Raw genomic sequence first — 25,891 nt, 5'->3', positions numbered from 1 at the left:
GGTCGATCGCCCGGCCGGTGCCCGGCCCGGGGCTACGGCCACGAACCCTCCTCCGCGTGGGCGACGACGAGTTCGCGCACCTCGCAGCCCTCGGGCTGGCGCAGGGCGAACACGATGGCGTCGGCCACCCGCTCGGGCGGGTTGAGCTTGCTGTCGTCCGGCGGCCGGTACTGCTCCTCGCGGTCGTCGAAGAACCTCGTGCGCATCCCACCGGGGATCACCAGCGTCACGCCGACGCGGCCGGCGGTCTCGGCGGCGAGCGCGCGGGTGAAGCCGACGACGCCGAACTTCGACGCGCAGTAGGCGGTGGCGTCGCTGACGGCCTTGATGCCGAGCGTGGACGCGATGGTCACCACCCGGCCGCCGTCGCCGAGCAGCGGCAGCGCCGCCCGCACCACGGCCGCGGTGCCGAGCAGGTTGACCATCACCACCCGCTCCCAGTCGGTCGCGGACACCTCGTCGAGCCTGCCGCACGCGTCGGTCCCGGCCGCCGTCACCACGGCCCGCAGGCCGCCGTTGCGCTCGGCGATGGCCTTCACGGCCCGTTCCGCCGCCCGGGTGTCCGACAGGTCGACCGACTCGAAGTCGGCGACCTCGGGCGACGACGGCGCGGCCTTGTCCAGCACGAGCGGCGTGCCGCCCAGCTCGTGGACCGCGTGCACGACGGCCGCGCCCAACCCGGACGCGCCGCCCGTCACCAGCACCTGACCCAGCATCAGCCCCTCCTCGACAGCATCTCGGTGGTGGACCGACCCCGGTGGTAGGGCACGACGACCGTGCGGCCGCCCCACCCGCGCACGAGGTCGGCTTCCGGCAGCGAGTCCTCGGTGTAGTCGCCGCCCTTGACCCAGACGTCCGGCCGGAGGTCGGCCAGCAGCCGCTCCGGCGTGTCGTCCTCGAACACCAGCACGTCGTCCACGCAGTCCAGCGCGCGCAGCACCTCGACCCGGTCCTGCTCGCGGGTGACCGGCCGGTCGGGGCCCTTGAGGCGGCGCACCGACGAGTCGGAGTTGAGGCACACGACCAGGCAGTCGCCCAGCGACCGGGCGGCGCGCAGCGTGCGCACGTGGCCCGCGTGCAGCAGGTCGAAGCAGCCGCCGGTGGCGACCACGACCCCGCCCCGGGCGCGCACCGCCTCGGCGACCGACACCCCGTCGGCCGGCGCCCCATCGGCAGGCACCCCTGAGGCAGGCGCCCCTGAGGCGAGCACCCCGGGGGGTCGCGAGCCGCCGACGCGCGCCGCGGGGATGCCGGCGGGTCCCGTCGAGGTCCCGGTCGCCCGCGCGGCGCGCTCGGCGAACCCGGCCGCGCCGCCGCGCGCCAGGAAGTCCGCCGACGCGGTGACCGCGCGCGCCACCGCCTCGTCCAGCGGCACGCCCGCCAGCAGCCCCGCCGCGGCGGTCACCGCGAACCGGTCCCCCGCGCCGCACGGGTCGGTCACCGCGACCCGGGGCGCGGGCACCGCGACCGGCGTGCCGCCGCCGTGCAGCAGGGCCCCGTCCGCGCCGCGCGTGACCACGACCGCCCTGGCCCGCCACCGCTCGCGCAGCGCCGCCGCGGCGTCCTCGGCGTCGGCGCACCCGCTGAACGCCCTGGCCTCGGCCTCGTTCGGCGTGACGAGCCGAGCGCCGGGCACCGGGGCCGGACCGCGCGGGTGCGGGTCCCACACCGCGGGGACGTCGGCCAGCGCGGCGCGCAGCCGCTCGTCGCGGACCAGACCGCGCCCGTAGTCGGAGACCAGCACGAGGTCGGCGGACCGCACCGCGTCCAGCATCTCGTCGGTGACCCGGTGCTCGCCGGGGCCGCCGCCCCGGTCGACGCGGGCGATCGAGTGCCCGTCGCAGCGCAGCCTCGTCTTCACCGGGGTGGCCGCGGTCGTCGGGCCGAGCACCGAGGGCACGCCGGCCAGCGCGTCGCGCAACCGGTGCCCGTCGGCGTCGTCGGCGACCGCGGCGACCAGCACCACGTCGAGCCCGTCACCGACCGCCAGGGCCGCCGCCAGGCCCGCCCCGCCGGGGCGCACGTGCTCGGCGGACACGTCCAGCACGGGCGCGGGCGCGTCCGGGCACAGCCGCTCCGCCGTGCCGACGACGTCCACGTCGAGCAGGCAGTCCCCGACGACGACCAGCCTCACGACGCGCTCCGCAGACCGGCGGGCAGCGCCGCCTCGAACGCCGCGCACAGCGCGTGCACGGCGACCAGCTGCGCCTCCTGCACGTTCGCGGGCTCGCCGGGCAGCGCCAGCACCTCGTCCACGGCGTCGGCCAGCGGGTTCGGCGCGGGGCCCGTCATCGCCCACACGTGGGCGCCCGCCTCGCGGGCCGCCGACACGGCCTCCAGCAGGTTCCGGCTGCGCCCGCTCGTGGACAGCAGCACCACCACGTCGTCGGGCCGGGCGTGCGCGGTGACCTGGCGGGCGAACACCTGGTCGTAGCCGTAGTCGTTGCCGATCGCGGTGACGCTGGAGGACTCCGCGCACAGCGCGATGGCGGAGAACGGCTTCCGGTCGTCCCGGAAGCGGCCGACCAGCTCGGCGGTCAGGTGCTGCGCCTCGGCCGCCGAGCCGCCGTTGCCCGCGGCGAGCAGCCGCCCGCCGTCGCCGAGCCGGCGCGCCAGGAGGCCGCCCCAGCGGGTCAGCCTCGGCGCCTGGGCGCGCAGCGCGGCCAGCGATCTCGCCAGCCCGTCCAGGTGCGTTTCCACGCTCATCGGGTTCCTCCCACGGCGACGGCGCGGCCCGCGGTGGTCCGACCCGTGGTCCGACCCGCGGTGGTCCGGTTCGCGGTCGCCCGCTCGTAGACGCGTTCGGTGTCCTCGGCGATCCGGTGCCAGGCGTACCGGGCGGCGACGCGGTCCGAGCCCGCGATGCCGAACGCCTCGCGGCGCGCCCGGTCGGCCAGCAGCGAGCGCAGCGCGCGGGCCAGCGCGAGCGGCTCCCTCGGCGGCACCAGCACGCCCGTCACGTTGTGCACGACGGTGTCGGTCAGGCCGCCCACCGCGCTGGCCACGACCGGCACGCCGCAGGCCATGGCCTCCAGCGGCACGATGCCGAACGGCTCGTACCAGGGCACGCACGCCACCACGTCGGCCGAGCGCAGCAGCGCGGGCATGTCGTCCCGCGACACCCGGCCGACCAGCCGCAGCCGGTCGCGCACGCCCATCCGGTCGGCGTGGTCGAGCAGCCGGCGCGCCTCGGGGTCGGAGGCGACGTCCGCCGGGCCGCCCGCCACGACCAGCTCGGCGTCGGGCAGCGAGCGCAGCGCGGTGATCAGGTCGGCGAAGCCCTTGCGCGGCACGAGCCGGCCGACCGACACGACCCGGTGCAGCCGGCCGCGCGCGGCGGCGGGCCCCTCCGGGTGGAAGCGCACCGGGTCCACGCCGCACGGGATGACCGCCACCTTCGACCGCTGCACGCCCATGCGGACCAGCTCGGCCACCTCGTCCTCGCAGGTCGCGGCGATGAGGTCGGCCTCGCGGCCGATCATCCGCTCGATGCCGATGCGCTGCGCCGGGCTGGTGTCGTCGGAGCCCTGGTGGCGGCGCTTGACCGTGCCCAGGGCGTGGTAGGTCTGCACGACCGGCACGTCCGCCCGGCGCGCGGCCGGCACCGACGCCAGGCCGGACATCCAGAAGTGGGCGTGCACGACGTCGGGGCGCCGCTCGGTCCAGCACCGCTCCAGGAACCGGGCGAACTCGCCCATGTGCGGCAGCAGCTCGTCCTTCGGCACGGCGCGCGCCGGTCCCGCCGGCACGTGCACCACCTCGTAGCCCTGCTCGGTGCGCACCCGCTCGGGCTGCCCCCGGTCGTCGCGGCGGGTGTAGACCTCCACGTCGTGCCCGAGCGCCACCAACTCGGCCGACAGCGCGGCGACGTGCACGTTCTGCCCGCCCGCGTCGACACCGCCCAGGGCGGCCAGGGGGTTGGCGTGCTCCGACACCATCGCGATCCTCATCCGCTCACTCCTGTCAGCAACCGGTCCCAGGCCCCCAGGAAGGCGTCCAGTCCGTAGTGGGCCAGGGCGAACTCCCTGGCCTGCTTGCCCCGCTGCACGGCCAGCGCGGGGTCCGCGACCAGCTCCCGCAGGCCGCGCACCAGCTCCTCCACGTCGGTGGACACCACGCCCGCTTCGGGCGGCACGGCACGCACCACCTCCGTGCAGGCCAGCGCCACCACGGGCATCCCCAGGTGCATGGCCTCGATCAGCGACAGGCCCAGCGAGGTCCACCGCACGGGGTGCACGTAGGCGCGGCGGCGGGCCAGCTCGCGGTGCAGCGAGTCCAGGTCGTGGTCGCCGCGGCCCATCCCGCCGAGCTGCTCGGTGCCCATGCCGTACACGTCGAGCGGCGCGGCCTCGGCGAAGCGCGGCAGCAGGTCGGTGCCCACCACGCGCCCGCGCCGCACCGGCTCGTTCACCACGACGGCCGCGCGGGCCAGGTCGCCGGTGTAGCGGTGGCCGGGGTCGACGACGCCGTGCTCGATCACCACCGTGCGGGTGTCGCCGCAGTCCCACATGAGGTCGTTGAAGTGCGTGACCTGCACGATCGTGCCCGGCCAGTCCTTCAGCGGGTGCGGCTGGTTGGGGTGCTTGGGCGTGTTGTGCTCCAGGTACACGACGGGGACGCCGGTGGGCACCCAGCCGATCTCCTCGGGCCGTTGCAGCACGGCCACGTCGGCCTCCGCGTCGGCGACGTCGACCTCCCGCGCGGCGGGCCAGTCCCGGCCCGCGAGGCCGATGCCCCGCGGCGGGGCGGCTATCAGGTACTCGTGCCCGCCCCGGACGAACGCGTTCGTCCAGGACCCGTGCACGTGCCACAGCAGGATCTTCACGTCCGCACCCCCACCAGTTCGGAGACGGCGGCGACGACCCGGTCGGGCGTCACCGTGTTCAGGCACGGGTGCCCGGCGACCGGGCACTCGCGAGCGCGTGAGCCCCGGCACGGGGCGTGCTGGTCGCCCAGCAGGACGCGCCGGCCGTGCGGCGCCCAGCGGACGGCGGGCACGACCGGCGCGAACAGCGACACCACCGGCGTGCCGACGGCGGCGGCCAGGTGCGCCGGGCCGGTGTTGCCGACCACGACGGCGTCCGCCCCGGCCAGCACCCCGGCGAGCTGCGCGAACGTCGTGCGACCGCCGAGGTCGACGCCGTGGTCGCCGGCGACGTGCCTGGTCAGCTCGGTCTCCTTGGGCCCGCCCGTGACCAGCACCCGGTGCCCGGCGGCGGCGAGGGCGGCGACCGCCCCGGCGCACCGGTCCGGCGACCAGGCGCGGGCGGGCACGGACGCGCCGGGGTGCACCACCACGTACGGGCCGACCTGGTCGGTCTCCGGCGGGGGCTTCACGGCGAGCCGGCCGTCGTCGCCCGGCGGCAGCTCGAAGCCGGCGGCGCGGGCGACCTCCAGCGCGCGTTCGGCCTCCGGGACGTCCGGGTCGTCGCGCAGCCTGACATCCACCAGGGAGCCGGGGTAGTCGATCGACCGGGCGACGACCTTCGGCACGCCGGCGAGCTTGAGCAGCAGCGCGAGCGGCAGCGGGCTCTGGTGGAACGAGGTGAGGACCAGCGCCACGTCGGCGCGGACGCCCTTGAGCAGCGCCACCACACCCTCCACGTCCGGTGTGCGCACCTCGGGCGCGGGCGCGGCGATCCACGGGCAGTCCCAGCGCACGACCCGGTCGACGCCCGGCAGCAGCTCGGCGGCCTGCGCGCCCGCGTGCCCGCACAGCAGCACGACCTCGCCCGCGTGCGCGGCGGCCCGGACGGCCGGCCCCGCGAGCAGCACGTCGCCGTCGCTGTCGAGCCTGGCCACGATCGTCCTCATAGGACCATCGCCAGGGCGCTGCGCAGGTCGGGCGCCGTGTGCGGCGCGCGGTCGACCTCGTCGGCCAGGGTCACGGGGGTGGGCACCATGATCGGCGTGACGCCGGCCGCCAGCGCGGCCTTCACGTCCGCCTCGATGTCGCCGATGAAGTAGGTGCGCTCCGGGCGCGCCCCCAGCGCCTCGCACGCCCTGATCAGCATGCCCGGCAACGGTTTGCGGCACGAGCACCCGTCCTCCGGGGCGTGCGGGCACAGCTGCCACGTGCCGAACCGGCCCAGCAGCACCTCGACGCGCGCGTTGACGGCGGCCACCTGCTCCTCGGTGATGAGGCCGCGCCCGACACCGGACTGGTTGCTCACCACGCCCGTGCGCACGCCGTGCGCCCTGAGCAGGCACAGCACCTCGCGGGCACCGGGCATCGGCTCGACCTTCGCGGGGTCGCCGTTGTAGGGCACGTCCTTGATGAGCGTGCCGTCGCGGTCGAACAGAACCGCGTCGGGGTACTGGTCCACAGAGGAGAGTTAGCCGGCGAGGAGCGAACCAAACGCGTGACGGTGAAGCGCTACTCACAGTCACCCCTACGGGAGCGGCCATGTGTGAGAAGCCCGCGCGGGGGTAACCAGTGCTCGAACTCGTTTCACCTACGAGAGGGTGCAAGCACAGTGACGACGATCGAGAAGTCCGTGGACGTCGAGGTCCCGGTCACGACCGCCTACAACCAGTGGACGCAGTTCGAGTCGTTCCCGCGGTTCATGGAGGGTGTCGAGAGCATCACCCAGGTGACGCCCACCCGCACCCACTGGGTGACCAAGATCGGTGGTGTCACCCGTGAGTTCGACGCGGAGATCACCGAGCAGCACCCGGACGAGCGGGTCGCGTGGCACACCGTGGACGGCCCGCCGCAGGGCGGCGTGGTGACCTTCCACCGCATCGACGACCGGCACACCCGGGTCCACGTGCAGATGGAGTACGACCCCCAGACGCTGGTCGAGAAGGCCGGCTCCGCGCTGGGCGTGGTGGAGCACCGCGTGACCGGCGACCTGGGCCGCTTCAAGGAGTTCATCGAGGGCCGCGGCTCCGAGACCGGTGCGTGGCGAGGTGACGTCGCGCGCCCGCCGCAGGCCGGGGAGACGCGCCACGACCTCCCCGACGGCGGCCGCCCCGGCGACCCGCTGCGATGAGCGGCAGAGCGGTCCCGCCGCAGCGGAGGGGCGGGTCTTCTCCCCCGATCCCGTCGCCGAGGCCACCGCTCGAAGTGCGCTGACCGACGTTCGAGGCCCCGCGGACACCACGTCCGCGGGGCTTCGTCGCGTCTGCACGTTCCCGCTCTGCACGTTCCCGCTTCGGGGCGTACACGCCGAGGGCCCGCGAACCGTGAACGTCGTAGGGCCCGCGAACCGTGAGTGGTCCGCGGGCCCTACGACGTCACACGATCAGCTATCCGATGTCACGCGATCAGTTGTCAGACAACCGGGTGAACAGCGACCGGACCGACTGACGCAGTGCCGACGCTGCGTCACCGAGCAGCGAGGGCGGCGCCTGCGCGTCGCCGGTAGCCGGGGTCCCGACCGGCTCGATGCCGTGGTCGAGCAGCTCGCGCAGCACCTCCAGCACGACCTCCGGGTGCCCGAGCGGCACTGGGGCGGCGAAGGTCTGCACCGAGCTGATGAAGCCCTCGTGCCGCTTCACCAGCTCCCCCACGTCCGCGCCGGCCGCCGCGCCCGCCACGAGGTGCACCGGCACGTCGCGGCCCTCGAACTCGCGCAGCACCTCGTCCACCTCGCCCTCGGCGGACGCGGGCAGCCTGCACCACATCACCTGGAGGTACTCGGTCAACGGCCGCCACGTGGCGGGCAGGTCGCCGTGGATGCCCACGCCGGACGGGTCGAGCACCACCACGGCCGGGGCGTCGGCGGGACCCGCCCACACCACGGACGGGCCTTCGGTCCTGGTTTCCTCCATGGGTCTACACCTCCACCACGGCGGGTTCCACGCAGTACACGGTGTATGCCTGCCGGAGGATGGGTTGTGCCACGTTCCGCACGCGCACGCCGCCCGGCGTCATCCCGTGCTCGGTGCCGAAGTGCGCGTGCCCGTGCACGGCGAGGTCCGTGCCGGTGGCGTCGATCGCCTCGCCCAGCAGGTACGAGCCGAGGAACGGGTAGATCTCCGGCGGCTCGCCGCGCAGCGTGTCGGGCACCGGCGCGAAGTGCGTCAGCGCGACCTTGACGTCCGTGTCGAGGCTGCCCAGCGCGGACCGCAGCGAGTCGGCGATGCCGCTCGTGTGGTTGATGAACGCCTTCATCTCGGGTTCGCCGAACGCGCTGCCGCACTTGCCGGCGAACCCGCCGCCGAAGCCCTTGACCCCGGCGACGCCGAGCGAGTGGCCGTCCACCTGGAACGTCGCCGTCTCGCCCTCCAGCACGTGCAGGCCCGCGTCGCGCAGCACCTGCGTGATCTCGACGGGCTTGTCGCCGTGGTAGTCGTGGTTGCCGAGCACCGCGACCACGGGCACGGGCAGGCCGCCGAACTCGTCGGCCACCACCCGCGCCTCCTCGACGGTGCCGTGCCGGGTCAGGTCACCGGCCAGCAGCAGCACGTCGGCGCAGTCGCCCAGCTGCTCCAGCGCGGGCCTCATCCGCCCGCGCGCGTCCTCGCCCAGGTGCACGTCACCCACGGCGGCGATGCGGATCATCGCAGCTCCTCCCGGCCGGCCGGCGCGTCGACCGACACGACCTTCACGTCGTCGAGCACGGTCAACCCCGGGGCGACGTCGTGGATCACCGCCTCCAGGGCCTGGCGGCGGTCCGCGCTGGCCACCGTCCCGGACAGCATCACGTTGTCGCCGCGCACGGTGACCCGCACGCCCTGCTCCGTCGTGCGCGGGTCCTCGGCCAGCGCCCGGCGCAACCGGGCGGACAGGTACTGCTCGGGCTCTGCGGTCATCACGCGCTCCCGGTCAACGTCGTCGTGTGCAGCAGGTCGAGGCGTTCGACGAGCACCAGGAACGCCTCGGCGTACGGCGAGTGCTTCGTCGCCGACTGGACCTTCTGCCAGTCGATCTGCTCGCGCAGGGCCCGGGCGAACGGCAGCAGCTCGCTGAAGTCGCACCGGTGCCCGTCGAGCACGAGCAGCTTGCTGATCATCACCTCGGTCGCGGGCATCACCGGCAGCGACACGGAGCCCACGGCCAGGTCCTCCGCCCGGGACAGGGTCTCGTCGGTGACCGGGATCTCGTTCGGGCGGAACAGCAGGTCCACCAACGAGTCACCGTCGTACACCTTGAGCAACCAGTCCTCGGGCGGCGTGGCCGCGCGCATCCCCTCCGCCACCAGCGCGCTCACGGCCGGCTTGGCGTCCTCCTCGCGCACCAGGATGTCCACGTCGTGCTCCGTCGCGGGCCCTCCCCTCGCGTACACGGCGCACCCGCCCGTCAGGGCGAACGGGATGCCCTGTGCGCGCAGGGCCTTGGCCACCTTGGTCAACGTCCGCAGCAACTCGTCTTGGACACCGCTCATGCGGGTGGACTACCCCTCGTGGTGGTGGTTCACACGGGTGGCGCGGGGTAGTCCGGGCGGTATGACCGGCACACCGCACGACCCCGACACCTCGCGCACCCCGGGCGGCGCGCCGCCGCCCCACCCCGAGCCCGATCGCACGCCCGGCCTGGAGCCCGGCGGCGGTGTGCCCCCGGGCGAGACGCCGCCCGACGCCGGCCAGACGTCCGGCCTGTCCCACCCGCAGCCGATGCCGTCGCGGCGCGGGCCGGTCATCACCCTGGTGCTGGTGGTCGTCCTGACCGCCCTGGTCCTGGCCTTCATCGTGGCCGAGATCATGGGCTGGTCAAAAACCTTCTAACCCCCGAGAGTCCAACGCCCAGGCCCCGAGAGTCCAACGCTCAAGACCCGAGAGTCCAACGCTCAAGACCCGAGAGTCCAACGCCCAGGCCCCCTGAGTTCTACGTTCAGGACCGTCCGGGCACGCGGCTCGTGGGCCTGAGTGCAGAACTCAGGGGGCCTGGAGGTTGGACTCTCGGGTCTTGAGGGTTGGACTCTCGGGGTCTGGGGGTTGGACTCTCGCGGGGGTCAGGGGCGGAGGGGTGGGCTGGCGGGGAGGCCGTCTTTGCGGGCCAGGCCGGTCAGGAGTTGGCGGAGGGCGTCGCGGGCGTCGTGGCGGGGTTGCCAGCCGAGGACCTCGCGGGCGCGGGTGGCGTCCAGGACGGGGGCGTTGAGGGCCAGGTCGACCCAGCCGTGGGAGGTGGGTTGCAGGCGGAGGTTCCAGGTCACCTTGGCGGCGGTGCGCAGGGCGGCCGGCGGGATCGGCACGTGCCGCGCGCCCAGGACGCCGGCCAGCACCTCCGGGGTGATCACCGGGTCGCAGACGACGTTGAACGCGCCGGGGTGGCGACCCAGCAGGACCCTGGTCACGGCGTCGGCCACGTCGTCGGCGTGCGCGAACTGGAGCACCATCCCGCGCGGCAGCGGCAGGACGGGCGTCCTGAGGCGGAACAGGGCGTGCGGCACGAGGAGGCCGAGGAAGTAGCGCTTGATCTCGGCGGCGGCCTCGGGCTGGAGGACCAGGCCGGGGCGGACCCGGCTCACGGTGAGCGCCGGGTGCTCCAGCTCGACCTGGTCGAGGAGGTGCTCCACGGCGGCCTTGTGGCGGCTGTAGTAGGAGGTGGGCACGCCGTCCGTCGGCCAGCTCTCGTCGACCGCGCGGTCCTTGGCGGCCGGTGAGTAGGCGCCGACCGACGACATGTGCACGAGGTGCGGCACGCCCGCCCCGGCGGCGGCGGTGAACACCCGGTCGCTGCCCGCGACGTTCGCCCGGTACAGGGCGCGCTCGTCGTGGCCGGGCTGGATGCGCCAGGCGAGGTGCACGACGGCGTCCGCGCCGCGCAGCACCTCGGTCAGCGGCACCTCCGCGCCCTCGCGGCTGAGGTCGAGCGGGGTCCACGCGACCCCGCGGTAGGCGTCCTCGTCACGGGGCGGGCGGCGGGAGACGCCGTGCACCGAGATGTCCGTTTCGCCCGCGAGCGCGCGGAGCAGGGCGGTGCCCAGATTGCCGGTGGCGCCGGTCACGACGATCCTCATGGGCGGCGAGTACCCGCACGGGCGGGGCGCGACACGGGAGGCCGGGTGTTCGAGGCGGCGGGGTGGGGTCTGCTGGCGGGGTCGGCGCTGCTGCTCGGCGCGCTCGTGGGGTACCTGGTGCGGGTGCCGCGGGGCGTGGTGGCGGCGGTGATGGGGTTCGGCAGCGGCGTGCTGATGTCGGCCGTGTCGTTCGAGCTGATCGACGAGGCGCACCGACAGGGCGGTCTGCTGCCGACGGCGGCGGGGGCCGCGCTGGGCGCGGTGACCTACACCGGGGCGAACGTGCTGCTGGCCCGGCGCGGCGCGCGGCACCGCAAGCGGTCGGGCGACCAGCAGCCGTCGGAGTCGGAGCGGTCGGGCTCGGGCACGGCCATCGCGGTGGGCGCGCTGCTCGACGGCATCCCCGAGTCGGTGGTGATCGGGGTGAGCCTGCTGGCGGGCGGCGGGGTGAGCGCGGTGACCGTGGCCGCGGTGTTCGTCTCCAACGTGCCGGAGGGCCTGTCCTCGGCGGCGGGTATGCGCCGGGCGGGCCGGTCACGCCGGTACGTCTTCGGCCTGTGGACCGGGATCGCCCTGGTCAGCGGCCTGGCGTCGATGCTGGGGCACGGCCTGCCGGCGGACGCGCCGGCGGCGTGGTTGGCCGGGATCACCGCGTTCGCCGGCGGCGCCATCCTGTCGATGGTGGCGGACACGATGATCCCGGAGGCGTTCGAGGACGCCCACCTGCTGATCGGCCTGGTGACCGTGGCGGGGTTCCTGAGCGCGTTCGCCCTGTCCCACGCCTGAGCGGGTCACCGGGCCAGGGGCGGTCGGGCGCGACGGCGCTCGTCGGGGGCGCTTCCGCACCTGCGGGACAGGTGCGGAAGTGCCCCCGACGAGGAACCGGAGGACCTCAGCGGTCCACGGTGAGCTCCCGCGCGGACGCGTAGCGCTCGCGCACGTGCGGGGTCGGGTCGGCCTCCACGGCGGTGGCCGCGAGGTCCGTCCACACCGGGGCCCCGGCCGCGCCGCTCGCCGCCCACGCCGCCTGGCGGGCCGCGCCGTCGGCGACGTACTCGCTCGGCGACGGCACGACGACCGGGCACCCGAACACGGCCGCCGCCACCCGCTGCACGGCGACCGACCGCGCCCCGCCGCCGATGAGCAGCACCCGTTCGACGGGGGTGCCCAGCGCCACGAGGGCGTCGACGGCGTCGGCGAGGCTGCACACGAGGCCCTCGACCGCGGCCCTGGCCAGGTGGGCCGGGGTCATGGTGTCGAGCCGCAGGCCGTGCAGCGCGCCGGTGGAGTCGGGCTTGTTCGGCGTCCGCTCCCCCTCCAGGTAGGGGACGAACGCGAGGCCGTCCGCCCCGGCGGGCGCGGACAGCGCGAGCGCGGACAGCTCGTCCAGGCCCACGCCGAGCACCCGGGCCGTCGCGTCGAGCACCCGCGAGGCGTTGAGCGTGCACACCAGCGGCAGGTGGCCGCCCTCGGCGTCGGCGAACCCGTTGACCGTGCCGGTGCCGTCGACGATCGGCGTGGACGACCGCGCGAACGCGGTGCCGGACGTGCCGATGGACACCACCACGTCACCGGGCCGGGCCTGCACGCCGAGGGCCGCCGCCGCGTTGTCGCCCGCGCCCGCGCCGAACCGGCCGGCGGTCAGCTCGGCCGGGCCCAGCACGCGCGGCACCGAGACCACGCGCCCGAGACCCAGTTCCAGCAGGTCCAGACGGTAGTCCTCAGTGGACGGTGACCAGTAGCCGGTGCCGCTGGCGTCGCTGCGGTCCGTGGTCAGCGCGTCCAGCGAGGACTGCCCCGAGAGCTTCCACGTCAGCCAGTCGTGCGGCAGGCAGACCGCCGCCACGCGGGCGGCGGCCGCCGGCTCGTTCGACGCGAGCCAGCGCAGCTTGGTGACGGTCAGCGAGGCCACCGGCACGCTGCCGACGGCCTTCGCCCACTCGGCCGGGCCGCCCAGCTCGGCGGTCAGGTCGACCGCCGCGCCCGCGGACCGGGTGTCGTTCCACAGCAGCGCCGGGCGGACGACCTCGCCGGCCGCGTCGAGCACGACCATGCCGTGCTGCTGCGCGGCGACCGACACCGCCTCGACGTCGTCGAGGCCGCCCGCCTGCGCGATGGCCGCCTGGAGCGCGTCCCACCACGCGTGCGGGTGCACTTCGGTGCCCGCCGGGTGCGCCGCCCGCCCCTCGCGCACGAGGGCGCCGGTGTCGGCGTCCCGCACCACCACCTTGCACGACTGGGTGGACGAGTCGACGCCCGCGACGAGCGCCATCAGCGCGCGCCCAGCAGGTGTTCGAGCGCGAGCTGGCTGAGCTTCACGAAGCCGAACCCGCGCTGGGCGGCGGCCTCCGGGTCGACGTCGTCGGCCTTGATGAAGTCGGCGACCGACTCGCCCTCGGCGAGGGTCGGCTCGGCCAGCTCGTAGACGCCGCTGTACTTGAGCGCCTCCTGCACCTCGGGGTCGGCGCGGAACGCCGCGGCCCGCTCGCGCAGGATCTTGTAGGTGCGCATGTTGGCGGCGGCCGAGTCCCACACGCCGTCGAGGTCCTCGGTGCGCAGCGGCTTGTAGTCGAAGTGCCGCGGGCCCTCGTAGCCGCCGGTCTCCAGCAGGTCGACGAGGAAGAACGCGGACAGCAGGTCGCCGTGCCCGAACACGAAGTCCTGGTCGTAGCGCGGGCCCTTCTGTCCGTTGAGGTCGATGTGGAACAGCTTGCCCTGCCACAGCGCCTGCGCGATGCCGTGGACGAAGTTCAGGCCCGCCATCTGCTCGTGGCCGACCTCGGGGTTCACGCCGAACAGCTCGTGGTGCTCGAGCTCGTTGATGAACGCGATGGCGTGGCCGATGGTGGGCAGCAGGATGTCGCCGCGGGGCTCGTTGGGCTTGGGCTCCAGGGCGAACTTGAGCCCGTAGCCCTGCTCCTCGGAGTAGGCGGCGATGGTGTCGAGCGCCTCGCGGTAGCGGTCGAGGGCGGCGCGCACGTCCTTGCCCGCGTCGACCTCGGAGCCCTCGCGGCCACCCCACAGCACGATGGTCTCCGCGCCGAGCTCGTGGGCGAGCTCCAGGTTGCGCAGCACCTTGCGCAGCGCGAACCGGCGGACGTTGCGGTCGTTGCTGGTGAAGCCGCCGTCCTTGAACACCGGGTGGGTGAACAGGTCGGTGGTCACCATCGGCACGACCAGGCCGGTCTCGTCCAGGGCCGCCCGGAACGCGGAGACGCGCTTGTCGCGCTCGGCCGCGTCGGCGCCGAACGGGACCAGGTCGTTGTCGTGGAACGTGATGCCCCACGCGCCCAGCTCCGCGAGCTTGCGCACGGCCACCGGCGCGTCGAGCACGGGGCGGCTCGCGAGGCCGAAGGGGTCACGCCCCTGCCAGCCGACCGTCCAGAGACCGAAGCTGAACTTGTCCGACACGAGGACACCTCCAAATAAGTTTGATGCCTAAACTTAACCCACTTCCCGGCTAGTATCCAGTGGTGTCCAGACCGCCAGTGCCCAGACCGCAGCCGGCGAGCCAGCACACCGTGCGCCGGCACAACTCCGCCCTGGTGCTCGACGCCATCGCGGACGCGCCCGGCTCCTCCCGCGCCGCCGTGGCCGCGCGCACCGGCCTGACCAAGGCCACCGTGTCGAGCCTCGTCGACCGGATGATCGGCGCGGACCTGGTGGCCGAGGGCGAGGCGCAGGCCAGGACCGGACCCGGCCGGCGCGGCACCGCCCTGCACCTGTCCCCCACCGGGCCGCACGGCCTGGGCGTCGAGATCGGCGTCGACTACCTCGCCACCTGCCTGGTCGACCTCACCGGCCGGGTGCGCGCCCGCTGGCTGCGGGCCAGCGACAACCGCGACTCCTCCCCCGCCCGGGTGCTGGCCAAGGTCGCCAGCGCGGTGCGCACCGCGCTGGCGGAGGACGTGCCGGTCGGCGGCGTCGGCGTGGCCGTGCCCGGCCTGGTCGAGGTGGCGGGCGGCACGCTGCGCGTCGCGCCGAACCTGGGCTGGCGCGAGGTGGACGTGCGCGGCGAGCTGACCAGGCGGGTCGCCCTGGACGTGCCGGTGCTCGTGGCCAACGAGGCGAACCTGGCCGCGCTCGCCGAGCTGTGGCACGGCGACGTGGCGAACGACTTCGTGCACATCTCCGGCGAGATCGGCATCGGCGCGGGCATCGTGGTCGGCGGCGGGCTGTTCGAGGGCGTGTCCGGGTTCGGCGGCGAGCTGGGGCACCTGTCGGTCGACCCGCGCGGCCCCGAGTGCGGGTGCGGCTCGCGCGGCTGCCTGGAGCGCCTGGCCGGGCAGGACCCGGTCCTGCGCGCGGCGGGCGTCGCGGGCGTGGAGGAGCTGCTGGCGGCGCTCGCCGCGGGCGACCGGGCGGCGACCTCGGCCGTGCGGACCGCGGCGAAGTGGCTGGGCGTGGCGCTCGCGGGCACGGTGAACCTGCTCGACCTGCCGACCGTCGTGCTCGGCGGCACCTACGCGCGGCTGGAGCCGTGGCTGCGCGAGCCGCTGCGCGCCGAGCTGGACCGGCGGGTGGTCAGCGCCGAGTGGTCCCCGGTGCGGGTGGTCGCGTCGTCGCTGGGCGCGGAGGCGGCGGTGCGGGGCGCGGCGGGCAGCGCGGTGCGGGCGATCCTGGCCGACCCGGACCCCTACGTCACGGCCGTGCTGGCGTGAGCGCCGCGAGCAGCGCCCGGTAGGTCCCCTCCACGTCGCCCTCCACCGGCTCGACCACGACGGGCCGGCGGGCGGCGACCACCTCCACCAGCCGGTCGTGGTACCGCGCGAGCACCTCCGGGTCCTCGCGGACGGTGCCGCGCGCGGCGAACCGGCGCAGGGCGTCGTCCTTCGCGACGAACAGCACGACCTCGTGGAACGACGCGCCCACCTCGCCCGCCAGCGCCTCCAGCCGCTCCAGGAACTCCACCCGCCCCAGGAACTGCGGCACCACCACGTCGCGCCCGGAGCGCAGGTGGGTGCGGGCGGCGGCGACCGCGATGTCCCGGGCCGGCGGGCCGGCCTCGGCGGGGTCGCCGCTGATCAGGTCCCGGACCACGTCCACGTCCAGCGCCAGGGCGCCCGGCCGGTCGGCGGTCCAGCGGCGGGCGAGGGTGGACTTGCCGCACCCCGGCGGCCCGTTGAGCACGACCAGGCGGGGCGCGGCGGGGGTGGTCACGACCCGAGGGTAACCGCCGGGATCGGGGTGGCCACCCACTTCCGTCACACCGTGAACACGGGCCGACACGGAGCAGCACCGGGGGGCGGTGCGTTCACCCGGATGCACGCTCCGAAGCGGACCCACCGCCCCGGCGGTTCTGGGAGCCTGGACCGCGCCCCGGACGCCGCCGAGGATCGGGGATACTGGTCAGGGGGTGACCCGTGCCGCGTGGAGAGCGACCGCTGGACGCCGGTGACAGCCCGCTGCTCGCGTTCGCCGCGGACCTGCGCGCGCTGCGCGACCGCGCCGGTGGCCTGAGCTACCGGCAGCTGGGCGCACGCGCCCACTACTCCGCGACGACGCTGTCCGACGCGGCGGGCGGGCGCAAGCTGCCCACCCTCGCCGTGACGCTGGCCTACGTGCGGGCCTGCGACGGCGACGCCGCCGCGTGGGAGGAGCGCTGGCGGCGGGTCGCCGCCGACGTGCTGCCCACCGCCGAGCCCGGCCCCGACGAGGGCCACCCGCCCTACGCGGGGCTCGCCGCCTACGGCACCGAGGACGCCGAGTGGTTCTTCGGCCGCGACCTCGTGCTCGACGACCTGGAGAAGCGCCTCACGCGGCGCCGCTTCGTGGCGGTGTTCGGCGCGTCCGGCGCGGGCAAGTCGTCGCTGCTGCGCGCCGGCCTCGTGCCCCGCTTCACCGGTCGCGCGGCGGTCGTCACGCCCGGCCAGTCCGGCGTGCGGGCGGACGGGCTGGACCTCGACGTCGACCTGCTGATCGTGGACCAGTTCGAGGAGGTGTTCACGCTCTGCCAGGACGCCGCGCAGCGCACCGCGTTCATCGACGCCCTGCTCACCGCCGACTGCACGGTGGTGCTGGGCGTGCGCGCCGACTTCTACGGGCACTGCGCGCAGCACCCGGAGCTGGTGGAGGCGGTGACCGACGGGCAGCTGCTGCTCGGGCCGATGGGCCCGGAGGAGCTGCGCCAGGTGATCATGCAGCCCGCCGTGAAGGCGTCGTGCACGGTGGAGACCGCCCTGGTGTCGCGGCTCGTCGCGGACGCCACCGGGCAGGCGGGCGTGCTGCCGCTGATGTCGCACGCCCTGCTGGAGACGTGGCGGCGGCGGCGCGGCACGACGTTGACCCTGGCGGGCTACGAGGCGGCGGGCGGCGTGCAGCACGCCCTCGCGCAGACCGCCGAGCGCACGTTCACCTCGCTGGACAAGCCCCGGCGCGCGCTCGCCCGGCAGGTCTTCCTGCGGCTCACCGCCCTGGGCGACGGCACCGAGGACACCAAGCGGCGGCTGCCGCGCGCCGAGCTGGACCCCGGCCCGGACGTGGACCTGGTCCTCGACCGCCTCGCGCACGCCCGGCTGCTGACCCTCGACCGGGACGGCGTGGAGATCGCGCACGAGGCGCTGATCCGCTCGTGGCCGAGGCTGCGCGGCTGGCTCGCCGAGGACCGCGACGGCCTGCGCACCATGCGGCAGCTCACCGAGGCCGCCGCCACCTGGGCCTCCCTGGACCGCGACCCGGACGCGCTGTACCGGGGCACGCGGCTGGACACGGCGGTCGAGTGGACGCAGCGCGACGGCGTGTGCACCAGCACCCAGGAACGGGCCTTCCTCGCCGCCGGCCTGGCCGCCCGCGACCGGGAGCGGCTGCTCGCGCAGCGCCGCACGCGCAGGCTGCGGCAGCTCGTGGCGCTGCTGGCCGTGCTGCTGCTGTGCTCGGGCACGGCGGTGTTCTTCGCGATCCGGGCGCAGGACGAGGCCAACGAGGGGTGGCGCTCCTCGGCCGCCTGGTCGGTCTCCAACCAGTCGCAGGCGCTGCGCAGCAGCAAGCCGGGCCTGGCCGACCAGCTCGCCCTCACCGCGTACCACCTCAACCCGACCGCGGCGCTGCGCAACGGCGTGCTGGGCGCCAACGCGGCGAGCGCGCCCGACGTGGTCACCCGCTCGGCGTTCCCGTCCGGCCAGGGCCTCGACCCCGACGGCACGCCGCGGCCGAACGCCCGGGTGCCCGTCCCGGCCGAGGGGAAGTACCGCAGGCTGGCCGCCCGGATGGGGCCGACGGCCGTGGTCACCTCGGTGGTCGTGGACAGCGGCGCGCGGGCGTACGCCACCACCCTGGAGGACCAGGTGGCGCAGGTCTGGGACATCACCGACGCGATCAACCCGGAGGTCCTGCACACCTTCGGCTCCCCGGTGGCGCGCATCGCGTTCGACCCGGTGGGGGCGGACCGGCTGATCACCGCGTCCCCGCTGGCCGAGGTGGCGCTGTGGGAGTGGGTGCCGTCGGCCCCGCCGGGGCAGCGGGCGCGGCAGAAGTCGCGCCTGACGAAGCACGACCGACCGCTGAACGGCCTGGGCTTCAGCCAGGACGGCGGCGTCGCGATCACCTACGACGACGCGGGCGTCATCCGGCTCTACGACCTGGCCGACCCCGCGCAGCCGCAGCGGGTCGTCGAGCTGCGCACCGCCCAGGACGTCACCGCCGTGGCGATGTCCCGGGACCGCGGGACGCTGGCCGCCGGCCTGGCGAACGGGGTGCTCCGGGTCTGGGACATCACCAGTCCGGGCGACCCCCGGAGCCGGCTGTCGCAGAAGGTGCACCCGGACGCGGTCCGCGCGCTGGCCTTCCGCACCGAGGGGCCGCCGGCGCTGGTGACGGTCGGCGAGTACGACCGGGTGACGCTGTGGGACGTGGCCGACTCGGCGGTGCCGCGGGAGCTGGCGTCGATCAGCGGGCGGACCGCCGGCGTCAACGGCGTGTCGTTCGGCGACACCCCCTCGAAGGTGGTCACGTCGAACGACGACGGGACGACCCGGTCGTGGGAGTTCGACTTCACCGTCGCCGTCGCCGCCATCTGCGGGCGGGTGGAGGCGCACGTCTCGCGCGAGGAGTGGTCGCAGTACGTCGAGGCGGTCAGCGGCGCGCTGGACTACCGCCGACCGTGTGAGTGACCGTGCGGGCGGGGGGTGGCGGGCCGATAATCCGGGCGTGACCACCCCACGCGACGACCGCGCAGAGGCACTGCCCACGACCCCGATCCCGGTCGACCCCGCGGTGCCCGCGCCGAGGGACACCCGCGACGCCGTCGTCCGACCGCCGGCCGGCCCGCCCGGGGCACCGGGCACGACCACCGGGGGCACGACCACCCGGGACACGACCCCGCCCGGCACGACCACGCCCCCGTCCGGCACGACCACGCCGGGGAAGATCCGGCCGACCAGGATCAGCGGCACGTGGGTGGCGGTGCTGGCGTCGCTCGTCGTGCTGGTCTTCCTGCTGGTGTTCATCCTCCAGAACCCCGCCCAGTCCACGATCCACTTCCTGGGGGCGTCGGGGACGCTGCCGCTGGGCGTGGCCCTGCTGTTCGGCGCGCTCGCCGGGGCGGTGCTGGTGGGCCTGGTCGGCGCAGCCCGGATCATGCAGCTGCGCCGCCAGGCCAAACGAGGGCTCCGCTAACCGGAGGAACGGGTCCTGCCGCTCGGGGTGGACCCGGTGGGGGTGACGCCGCTGCCCTGCCAGCTCGCCTGGAACCCGAATCCCACCGGGCCACCCGTGGCGGTGGTCCCGTCGCGGCCCTCGTCGCCCGTGGTCACGACGGCGCCGCCCGGCCACCGCCGGGGGTCCGCGCCCGCCCCGCGGGGCGGTGACCCCGGGGGTCCGCGGCGGCCTCGGCCGTCGGTGGTGCGTGTCGGGCTGCCATCGTGCTGCGCTCCTTCGCGCGGGGGTTGGGGGAGGCGGTGGGCGAGAGGAACCGCCTCCCCCTGGCTACCGGTCTCTGGGAGCGCTCCCAGAGCAGTGGGGAGGACGTTAGCCAGGCCGAACGGTGGTCAGCAAGTGGTAACAGCTGGGCCATCCGAGTGATGTTCCGCCCGGTGGGACGATGACCGGTCGATCACCGGGCGGATGCCGCCGAACGCGCGCGGGACCGGCCGGCGAACGACGTCGCCGACCGGTCCCGCGGGGTCCTCACGCGCTGGCGCGCTGCACGATCGAGGTGGGCAGGAGCAGGAAGGGCGGCAGGTTCTCCTCCCCCGCCAGCTCCGCCATGAGCCGCCACGTCATCGTCCGGCCCAGCTGCTCCACGTCCTGGCGGATCGTGGTCAGCGCGGGCACGGCGGTGGCGGCGATCATCAGGTCGTCGAACCCGACCACGGCCACGTCCTCGGGAACCCTCTTCCCGTGGGCGTGCAGGGTCTGGAGCGCGCCCAGCGCCATGATGTCGGCCCCGACGAACACCGCGTCGAGCGACGGGTCCCGCTTGAGCAGATCGGCCATGGCGACCGCGCCGCTCTCCGGGGTGAAGTCCCCGTAGGCGACCAGGTCGGTCTCCATCCGGGCCTGGCTCAGGCCGCGCTTCCAGCCCGACAGGCGGTCCATGCCCACCGCCATGTCCCGGGTGCCCGCGATCGTGGCGATGCGCTTGCGCCCCAGGGAGACCAGGTAGCGGGCCGCTTCCATGGCCCCGTTGAAGTTGTCCGAGTCGACGTAGGGCACCCCGCCCGCGCCGAGGGGCCTGCCGCCGACGACGGTCGGCAGGCCCGCGTCGGCGAGCGTGCGGGGCAGCGGGTCCTGGCCGTGCAGGCTGAGCACCAGCACGCCGTCCACGTGGCCACCGCAGAGGTAGTTCACCAGGTCCTGCTCGTCGCCTTCCTTGCTCATCATCAGGACGAGCTGGACGCGCTTGCCGGCCAGTTCCGCGTGCACACCGCGGAGCACGCCCGCGAAGAACGGGTCGGCGAGCACCCTGCTGCCCTGTTCCGAGACGACCACGGCGATGCAGTTCGCGCGGCTGCCCGCGAGGGTCCGGGCCGCCTGGTTCGGGCTGTACCCGAGCTTGCCGATGGCCAGGTGGACGGCCTCGCGCGCCTTCGAGCTCACGTACGGCTCGCCGTTGATCACCCGGGAGACGGTCGACTTGGACACCCCGGCGGCGCGAGCGACCTCCTCCAGCCGGGTGTTGGGTCGTCGCGCCTTGGGTGGGTCAACGGCATCCGTCACGGAGCGACCGTCGCCGCGAGAGCGTTGCCGCGGGCAACCTGCGAGTACCACATGGCGCTCATCTTAGGCGTCCGCACCTGGGTCTCGTAGTCGACATGCACGATCCCGAACCGCTTGGCGTACCCCTCGGCCCACTCGAAGTTGTCCATCAGCGACCACGCGAAGTAGCCGCGCAGGTCCACACCCGCCTGGATGGCCGCGTGCGCCGCCCGGAGGTGGCCGTCGATGTAGTCGCGGCGCTCGTGGTCGTTGATCGACCCGTCGTCCTCGATCGAGTCCTGGTACGCGGCACCGTTCTCGGTCACGTACAGCGGGATGCTCGGGTAGTCCTCGTGCACCCGCTTGAGCACCTTGAACAGGCCGTCGGGCTCGACCTCCCAGTCCATGTCGGTGCGCGGCAGTCCCCGGCTGGGGAACGTGACGTGCTCCGCGCCGACCCAGGGTGACCCGGTCGGGCGACGGCCGTTGGTCTGGACCGGTGCCGCCGGCTCCTCCGCCGGGGTGCCGCTGACGAAGTGCTCGGCGTAGTAGTTCACGCCCAGCTGGTCCAGCGGCGCGGAGATGATCTCCAGGTCGTTCTCGCGGATGTGCTTCGAGAAGCCGTACGGCTCCAGGTCCGCCACGATGTCCGCCGGGTACTCGCCCTTGAACAGCGGGTCGAGGAAGATCCGGTTCTGGAGGCCGTCGAGGCGGCGGGCGGCGTCGAGGTCGGCGTCGTCGTCCGGGTCCGCCGGGATGATCGGGTACATGTTGAGCGTGATGCCGACCTTGGCGTTCGGCGCCTGCTCGCGGATGGCCGCGGTGGCCAGGCCGTGCGCCAGCAGCAGGTGGTGCACGGCGGCCACGGCGGCCTCCGGCTCCTGGCGGCCCGGCGCGTGCACGCCGGCGGCGTAGCTGAGCAGCGACGAGCACCACGGCTCGTTGAGCGTGGTCCAGTTGACCACCCGGTCGCCGAGGGCGCCGACGACCGACTCGGCGTACTCCGCGAAGCGGTACGCGGTGTCGCGGTTGGCCCAGCCGCCCGCGTCCTCCAGGGTCTGCGGCAGGTCCCAGTGGTACAGGGTCAGCCAGGGCGCGATGCCCGCTTCGAGCAGCTTGTCCACCAGGCGCGAGTAGAAGTCCAGGCCGGCCTGGTTGACGGGGCCGGCGTCGGGCCGCACCCGCGGCCACGCCGTGGAGAAGCGGTACGCCTGGAGGCCGAGGTCGACCATCAGCTGGACGTCCTCGTCCACGCGGTTGTAGTGGTCGGCGGCGGGATCACCGGTGTCGCCGCCGACGACCGCACCGGGCGTCTTGCAGAACGTGTCCCAGATGGACGCGGTGCGACCGTCCGCGGTGGTCGCGCCTTCGATCTGGAACGCCGCGGTCGCGGCGCCCCACACGAATCCCTCGGGAAAGGAAATCGACTCCACAGCTACCCCTTCACAGCACCCTGCATGATCCCGGCGACGATCTGCCGACCGAGTACGAGGAACACGATCAAGACCGGGACCGTGGCCATGGTGGTCCCGGCGAGCACGAGCGAGTTGTCGACGTAGTAGCCGCTCTGGAGCTTCTCCAGGGCGACCTGCATCGTCGGGTTCTCCGCGTTGAGCACGATCAGCGGCCAGAGGAAGTCGTTCCACGACGTCATGAACGTGAAGACGCCGAGCATGGCCGCCGCCGGGCGGACGGCGGGAAGGCACACGTGCCAGAACGTGCGGATCATGCTGCACCCGTCCATGCGGGCCGCCTCGATCAGCTCGTCGGGCACGGCGTCGGCGATGTACTGGCGCATCCAGAACACGCCGAACGCGGTCACCAGGTTGGGGACGATGACCGCGCCGAGGGTGCCGGACCAGCCGAACTCCGCCATCGCCATGTACAGCGGGATGATGCCGAGCTGCGTGGGCACCGCGAGGGTGGCCACCACGAAGACCATCAGCGGTCCCCGGCCCTTGAAGCGCAGCTTGGCGAACGCGAAGCCGGCCAGGGTGGAGAGGACGACCACCGACAGGGTCACCGTGCCGGACACCAGGACGCTGTTGCCCAGGGCCTTCCAGAACGGGATCGAGTCGAGCACCCGGCTCGCGTTCGAGAAGAACTGGCCGCCGGGCAGCAGGCTCGGCGTCGCGGTGAACTCCGCGTCGTCGTGGCTGGCGACCAGGAACGACCAGTAGAACGGGAACGCCGAGCCGAGGATGAACGCGATCAGGATGCCGTAGACGGTGAAGCTCGGTCGCTGCTCGGCGAGGTTCACCACCTTCTTGAACCGTCGCGGCTTGACCGCGTCGCGGCGGTCGAGGACGGTGGTCATCACGCCTCCCCACTGGACGCGAGCCGGCGGGTGAGCAGGAAGTTGATGCCCGCGATCGCGATGATGACGACGAACAGGACCCAGGCCATCGCGGAGGCGTAACCGAGGTCGAAGCTCTGGAAACCGGACTGGTACATGTAGAGCACGACCGTCTGGTACTGGTTGGTCGCACCGCCGTTGCTGCTGCCCGCGGGGGCGAACAGCTTGGGCTCGGTGAAGATCTGGAGACCGCCGATGGTCGAGGTGACGACCACGAAGATCAGCGTCGGGCGCAGCAGCGGCAGCGTGATGCTGAAGAACTGGCGCACCTTGCTCGCGCCGTCCACCCAGGCCGCCTCGTACACGTCGCGCGGGATCGCCTGCATGGCGGCCAGCACGATGAGGGCGTTGTAGCCGGTCCAGCGCCAGTTCACCATCGTGGCGATGGCCGCGTGGCTCCACCAGCGCTCGGACTGCCAGTCGATGCGGTCGATGCCGAACAGCTCCAGCGTGTCGTTGACCAGGCCGTACTGCGGGCCGAACAGGTCGCCGAAGATGATCGTCAGGGCCACGAGGCTGGCCACGTAGGGCAGCAGCACGCCCATCCGCCACGCGGTCCGCGCGCGCAGCGCGGTGTTGAGCAGCACGGCCAGCATCACGGCGATGATCAGCTGGGGCACGGTGGACATCGCGAAGATGCTCAGCGTGTTGACCATCGCGTTCCAGAACTGCGAGTCCGCGAGCAGCGTCGTGTAGTTCTCGACCCCCACGAACGGCTGTTCGTCGGCACCCAGTTCCCACTTGAACAGCGACACGTAGGCCGTGTACAGGAGCGGGAAGAGGCCGACGACGGCGAAGAGGACGAAGAACGGGGCGATGTAGAGGTACGGGGAGACCTTCACGTCCAGGTTGGTGAGCCGGTGGCGCAGGCTCAGCTTCCCGGGCGGGGTGTCATCGTTGTCGGCACGCCGCGGCGGGCGGGGCTCGGCGCCCCGCCCGCGCGTGACCGTGAGTTCGGTCGTCATTACTTGGCAGCCTTCTTGGCTCCCTCGACAGCCTGCTTCCACCCGTCCTCGGCGGAGGCGCCCTGCTCCACGGCCTGGAGGGCCGGCGCGATCACGTTGTCCTGGATCTCACCGTCCTGCGGGCCCTTGTACTGGGCGCCGGCGACCTTGTTGGCCTGCTCGGAGAACAGCAGGCCGACCTTCTCGCCGCCGAAGTAGTCGCTGGTCTTGTTCAGCAGCTCGGGCGAGATCAGGGCCTGGGTCTGGCTCGGGAACGTGCCCTTGGCGACGAACGCCTTGATCTGCTGCTCGGGCGCGGTCAGCCACGCGGCGAGCTTGACGGCCTCGGCCTTGCTCTTGCCCTGCTTGGGGATGGTCAGGTACGAGCCGCCCCAGTTGCCGCCGCCGCCGGGGAAGGCGGCCGTGACGGCCCACTTGCCCTTGTGGTCCGGACCGGCGTTGCCCTCGATGACGCCCAGCATCCAGGACGGGCAGGTCTTCGTGGCGAACGCGGACTCCTTGAAGCCGGTCTGCCACTCCTTGCTCCACGCGACGAGCTTCGCCGACTGGCCGCGCGACACCGCGCCGGTGACCTGCTCCCAGATCTTCTTGTCGTCGTTGGTCTCGATCGCGAGCTTGTCGTCGCGGTCGAAGTAGCCCGTCTTGGCCTGGTTGTGCATCGGGTTGAAGATCTGGGCGGCCGAGTCGAACCACGGCTTGCCGGTCTTCTGCACGTAGGTGTCGCCGGCCTGGAAGTACGAGTCCCAGGTCGCGAACAGGGACTTGACGCCCTCGGGGTCGGACGGCAGGCCGGCCGCGTCCAGCATGTCCTTGCGGTAGCACATGGCCAGCGGGCCGATGTCGGTGCCGTAGCCGATGAGCTTGCCGTCCTTGGTGGTGACGGCGTCGACCTTCCACTGCAGCCAGCGGTCGTCGCGGACCTCGGCCGGGCCGATCTCCTTCAGGTTCTCGAACTGGCCGGACTTGGCCATGACCTGGCTGAGGTAGCCCTCCTCCACGGCCTCGATGTCGGCGAGACCGGAACCCGCGCCCAGCTTGGTGAACAGGTTCTGGTGGTGCGGCGCGCCCTGGCCGGTCTTGCGGTGGGTGATCTTGACGTTCGGGTTGGCGGCCTCGTACTCCTTGAAGAGGTCCTCGTAGCCGAACTCGTTGAACGTGGCGACGGTCAGCTCCGTCTTGCCGTCCGCGGTGGTGCCGGACCCGCCCGACCCGCAGGCCGTGGCAGCTGCGGCGAGCACTGCGGTGCAGGCGAGGACCTTGGCCAAGCCCGCTCTGCGGTAGCGCACGAGAACTCCTCAGGTGATCGGCGGTGAACGTTCTGGGAGCGCTCCCAGGTTTCGAGGAGTGTGGTTCGCGCCACGAAGTCGTGTCAAGCTCTCGTGTCCGCGCTGTTACACACTTTGCGACATTTGCGCGGCTGGACCGATTCTGGTAGCGGTGCGCACTGTGGTCCGTTCGGGCACAGTGCGTCGACCATACGGGTACACAGCGTTCACCTGACGGCACCGGCGTGTCTCGACCGGCCGATC

26 protein-coding genes are annotated in these 25,891 nt (G+C 73.8%); 6 read left to right on the top strand and 20 right to left on the bottom strand.

Features of this window, described 5'->3' with window-relative positions:
* Window positions 1-32: 32 nt before the first annotated feature.
* The 7 genes from ACRAKJ_RS10700 to ACRAKJ_RS10670 are packed head-to-tail and all read right to left on the bottom strand — an operon-like array spanning window position 33 to window position 6,326.
* Window positions 33-716, bottom strand: coding sequence for an SDR family NAD(P)-dependent oxidoreductase (locus tag ACRAKJ_RS10700; RefSeq protein ID WP_438923189.1), 684 nt, complete (start codon window positions 714-716; stop codon window positions 33-35).
* A complete protein-coding gene (rfaE2, locus tag ACRAKJ_RS10695; RefSeq protein WP_438923190.1) occupies window positions 716-2,134 on the bottom strand; it encodes a D-glycero-beta-D-manno-heptose 1-phosphate adenylyltransferase in 1,419 nt (472 codons plus the stop codon). Before rfaE2 ends, ACRAKJ_RS10700 begins: the two co-directional genes overlap by 1 nt.
* A complete protein-coding gene (locus tag ACRAKJ_RS10690) occupies window positions 2,131-2,706 on the bottom strand; it encodes an SIS domain-containing protein (RefSeq protein WP_438923191.1) in 576 nt (191 codons plus the stop codon). The genes rfaE2 and ACRAKJ_RS10690 overlap by 4 nt, the downstream gene beginning before the upstream one ends.
* The gene (locus ACRAKJ_RS10685; RefSeq protein WP_438923192.1) at window positions 2,703-3,950 is read right to left on the bottom strand and encodes a glycosyltransferase; all 1,248 of its coding nucleotides are present in this window, start codon (window positions 3,948-3,950) and stop codon (window positions 2,703-2,705) included. The genes ACRAKJ_RS10690 and ACRAKJ_RS10685 overlap by 4 nt, the downstream gene beginning before the upstream one ends.
* Window positions 3,947-4,825, bottom strand: a complete 879-nt coding sequence (locus ACRAKJ_RS10680; RefSeq protein ID WP_438923193.1) for a glycosyltransferase — start codon at window positions 4,823-4,825, stop codon at window positions 3,947-3,949. Before ACRAKJ_RS10680 ends, ACRAKJ_RS10685 begins: the two co-directional genes overlap by 4 nt.
* Window positions 4,822-5,814 carry a glycosyltransferase family 9 protein gene (locus ACRAKJ_RS10675; RefSeq protein WP_438923194.1) on the bottom strand — a complete coding sequence of 331 codons (993 nt, stop codon included), beginning with the start codon at window positions 5,812-5,814 and terminating at the stop codon, window positions 4,822-4,824. Before ACRAKJ_RS10675 ends, ACRAKJ_RS10680 begins: the two co-directional genes overlap by 4 nt.
* Window positions 5,811-6,326 (bottom strand): HAD-IIIA family hydrolase, encoded by a 516-nt coding sequence (locus ACRAKJ_RS10670; RefSeq protein WP_438923195.1) that lies wholly within the window; start codon window positions 6,324-6,326, stop codon window positions 5,811-5,813. The genes ACRAKJ_RS10675 and ACRAKJ_RS10670 overlap by 4 nt, the downstream gene beginning before the upstream one ends.
* A 150-nt stretch (window positions 6,327-6,476) precedes the next feature.
* Between ACRAKJ_RS10670 and ACRAKJ_RS10665 the strand changes: the two genes are divergently transcribed.
* Window positions 6,477-6,995, top strand: a complete 519-nt coding sequence (locus tag ACRAKJ_RS10665; RefSeq protein ID WP_438923196.1) for an SRPBCC family protein — start codon at window positions 6,477-6,479, stop codon at window positions 6,993-6,995.
* Between the two features lie 274 nt (window positions 6,996-7,269).
* Here ACRAKJ_RS10665 and ACRAKJ_RS10660 read toward each other — a convergent pair whose 3' ends face one another.
* The 4 genes from ACRAKJ_RS10660 to ACRAKJ_RS10645 are packed head-to-tail and all read right to left on the bottom strand — an operon-like array spanning window position 7,270 to window position 9,332.
* On the bottom strand, window positions 7,270-7,776 hold the full coding sequence (locus ACRAKJ_RS10660; protein WP_438923197.1) for a hypothetical protein: 507 nt from the start codon (window positions 7,774-7,776) through the stop codon (window positions 7,270-7,272).
* 4 nt (window positions 7,777-7,780) lie between these two features.
* Window positions 7,781-8,509, bottom strand: coding sequence for a metallophosphoesterase (locus tag ACRAKJ_RS10655; protein ID WP_438923198.1), 729 nt, complete (start codon window positions 8,507-8,509; stop codon window positions 7,781-7,783).
* Window positions 8,506-8,760, bottom strand: coding sequence for a BON domain-containing protein (locus ACRAKJ_RS10650; RefSeq protein WP_438923199.1), 255 nt, complete (start codon window positions 8,758-8,760; stop codon window positions 8,506-8,508). Before ACRAKJ_RS10650 ends, ACRAKJ_RS10655 begins: the two co-directional genes overlap by 4 nt.
* Window positions 8,760-9,332 (bottom strand): nucleotidyltransferase family protein, encoded by a 573-nt coding sequence (locus ACRAKJ_RS10645; RefSeq protein WP_438923200.1) that lies wholly within the window; start codon window positions 9,330-9,332, stop codon window positions 8,760-8,762. Before ACRAKJ_RS10645 ends, ACRAKJ_RS10650 begins: the two co-directional genes overlap by 1 nt.
* A 61-nt stretch (window positions 9,333-9,393) precedes the next feature.
* Here ACRAKJ_RS10645 and ACRAKJ_RS10640 point away from each other — a divergent pair, with 61 nt between their 5' ends.
* Complete coding sequence (locus ACRAKJ_RS10640) at window positions 9,394-9,672, top strand: DUF6480 family protein (protein ID WP_438923201.1); 279 nt, start codon at window positions 9,394-9,396, stop codon at window positions 9,670-9,672.
* 227 nt (window positions 9,673-9,899) lie between these two features.
* Here the strand turns inward: ACRAKJ_RS10640 and ACRAKJ_RS10635 are convergent, their stop codons facing one another.
* Window positions 9,900-10,907, bottom strand: a complete 1,008-nt coding sequence (locus ACRAKJ_RS10635) for an NAD-dependent epimerase/dehydratase family protein (RefSeq protein ID WP_438923202.1) — start codon at window positions 10,905-10,907, stop codon at window positions 9,900-9,902.
* A gap of 45 nt (window positions 10,908-10,952) precedes the next feature.
* Here ACRAKJ_RS10635 and ACRAKJ_RS10630 point away from each other — a divergent pair, with 45 nt between their 5' ends.
* Entirely contained in the window at window positions 10,953-11,693 is a 741-nt protein-coding gene (locus ACRAKJ_RS10630; RefSeq protein WP_438923203.1) for a ZIP family metal transporter, read from the top strand.
* A gap of 106 nt (window positions 11,694-11,799) precedes the next feature.
* Here ACRAKJ_RS10630 and ACRAKJ_RS10625 read toward each other — a convergent pair whose 3' ends face one another.
* Both ACRAKJ_RS10625 and xylA read right to left on the bottom strand, forming a co-directional pair.
* A complete protein-coding gene (locus ACRAKJ_RS10625; RefSeq protein ID WP_438923204.1) occupies window positions 11,800-13,179 on the bottom strand; it encodes an FGGY family carbohydrate kinase in 1,380 nt (459 codons plus the stop codon).
* On the bottom strand, window positions 13,179-14,318 hold the full coding sequence (xylA, locus tag ACRAKJ_RS10620; RefSeq protein WP_438923205.1) for a xylose isomerase: 1,140 nt from the start codon (window positions 14,316-14,318) through the stop codon (window positions 13,179-13,181). Before xylA ends, ACRAKJ_RS10625 begins: the two co-directional genes overlap by 1 nt.
* Window positions 14,319-14,380: 62 nt before the next feature.
* Here xylA and ACRAKJ_RS10615 point away from each other — a divergent pair, with 62 nt between their 5' ends.
* Window positions 14,381-15,568, top strand: coding sequence for an ROK family protein (locus ACRAKJ_RS10615; protein WP_438923206.1), 1,188 nt, complete (start codon window positions 14,381-14,383; stop codon window positions 15,566-15,568).
* On the opposite strand, the gene ACRAKJ_RS10610 is transcribed toward ACRAKJ_RS10615, so the two are convergent.
* Window positions 15,549-16,067 carry an AAA family ATPase gene (locus tag ACRAKJ_RS10610; protein ID WP_438923207.1) on the bottom strand — a complete coding sequence of 173 codons (519 nt, stop codon included), beginning with the start codon at window positions 16,065-16,067 and terminating at the stop codon, window positions 15,549-15,551. The two genes, ACRAKJ_RS10615 and ACRAKJ_RS10610, sit on opposite strands and share 20 nt — an antisense overlap.
* Window positions 16,068-16,270: 203 nt before the next feature.
* Here ACRAKJ_RS10610 and ACRAKJ_RS10605 point away from each other — a divergent pair, with 203 nt between their 5' ends.
* Together ACRAKJ_RS10605 and ACRAKJ_RS10600 are read left to right on the top strand one after the other, a co-directional pair.
* Window positions 16,271-19,015: an nSTAND1 domain-containing NTPase gene (locus tag ACRAKJ_RS10605; protein ID WP_438923208.1), complete on the top strand. Its 2,745-nt coding sequence runs from the start codon at window positions 16,271-16,273 to the stop codon at window positions 19,013-19,015.
* A 37-nt stretch (window positions 19,016-19,052) separates the two neighbouring features.
* Entirely contained in the window at window positions 19,053-19,520 is a 468-nt protein-coding gene (locus ACRAKJ_RS10600) for a lipopolysaccharide assembly protein LapA domain-containing protein (RefSeq protein WP_438923209.1), read from the top strand.
* Between the two features lie 510 nt (window positions 19,521-20,030).
* Here the strand turns inward: ACRAKJ_RS10600 and ACRAKJ_RS10595 are convergent.
* Genes ACRAKJ_RS10595 through ACRAKJ_RS10575 form a run of 5 tightly spaced genes read right to left on the bottom strand, consistent with a single transcriptional unit; the run spans window position 20,031 to window position 25,648 of the window.
* Window positions 20,031-21,062, bottom strand: coding sequence for a substrate-binding domain-containing protein (locus ACRAKJ_RS10595; RefSeq protein ID WP_438923210.1), 1,032 nt, complete (start codon window positions 21,060-21,062; stop codon window positions 20,031-20,033).
* The gene (locus ACRAKJ_RS10590; protein ID WP_438923227.1) at window positions 21,059-22,465 is read right to left on the bottom strand and encodes a GH1 family beta-glucosidase; all 1,407 of its coding nucleotides are present in this window, start codon (window positions 22,463-22,465) and stop codon (window positions 21,059-21,061) included. The genes ACRAKJ_RS10595 and ACRAKJ_RS10590 overlap by 4 nt, the downstream gene beginning before the upstream one ends.
* Before the next feature lie 11 nt (window positions 22,466-22,476).
* Window positions 22,477-23,358: an ABC transporter permease subunit gene (locus ACRAKJ_RS10585; RefSeq protein ID WP_438923211.1), complete on the bottom strand. Its 882-nt coding sequence runs from the start codon at window positions 23,356-23,358 to the stop codon at window positions 22,477-22,479.
* Entirely contained in the window at window positions 23,358-24,362 is a 1,005-nt protein-coding gene (locus ACRAKJ_RS10580) for an ABC transporter permease subunit (RefSeq protein ID WP_438923212.1), read from the bottom strand. The genes ACRAKJ_RS10585 and ACRAKJ_RS10580 overlap by 1 nt, the downstream gene beginning before the upstream one ends.
* Window positions 24,362-25,648: an extracellular solute-binding protein gene (locus ACRAKJ_RS10575; protein WP_438923213.1), complete on the bottom strand. Its 1,287-nt coding sequence runs from the start codon at window positions 25,646-25,648 to the stop codon at window positions 24,362-24,364. Before ACRAKJ_RS10575 ends, ACRAKJ_RS10580 begins: the two co-directional genes overlap by 1 nt.
* Window positions 25,649-25,891 lie beyond the last annotated feature (243 nt).

Source organism: Saccharothrix sp. DSM 118769 (genome assembly GCF_052936295.1).
This window is presented reverse-complemented; position numbering and strand designations above follow the sequence as displayed.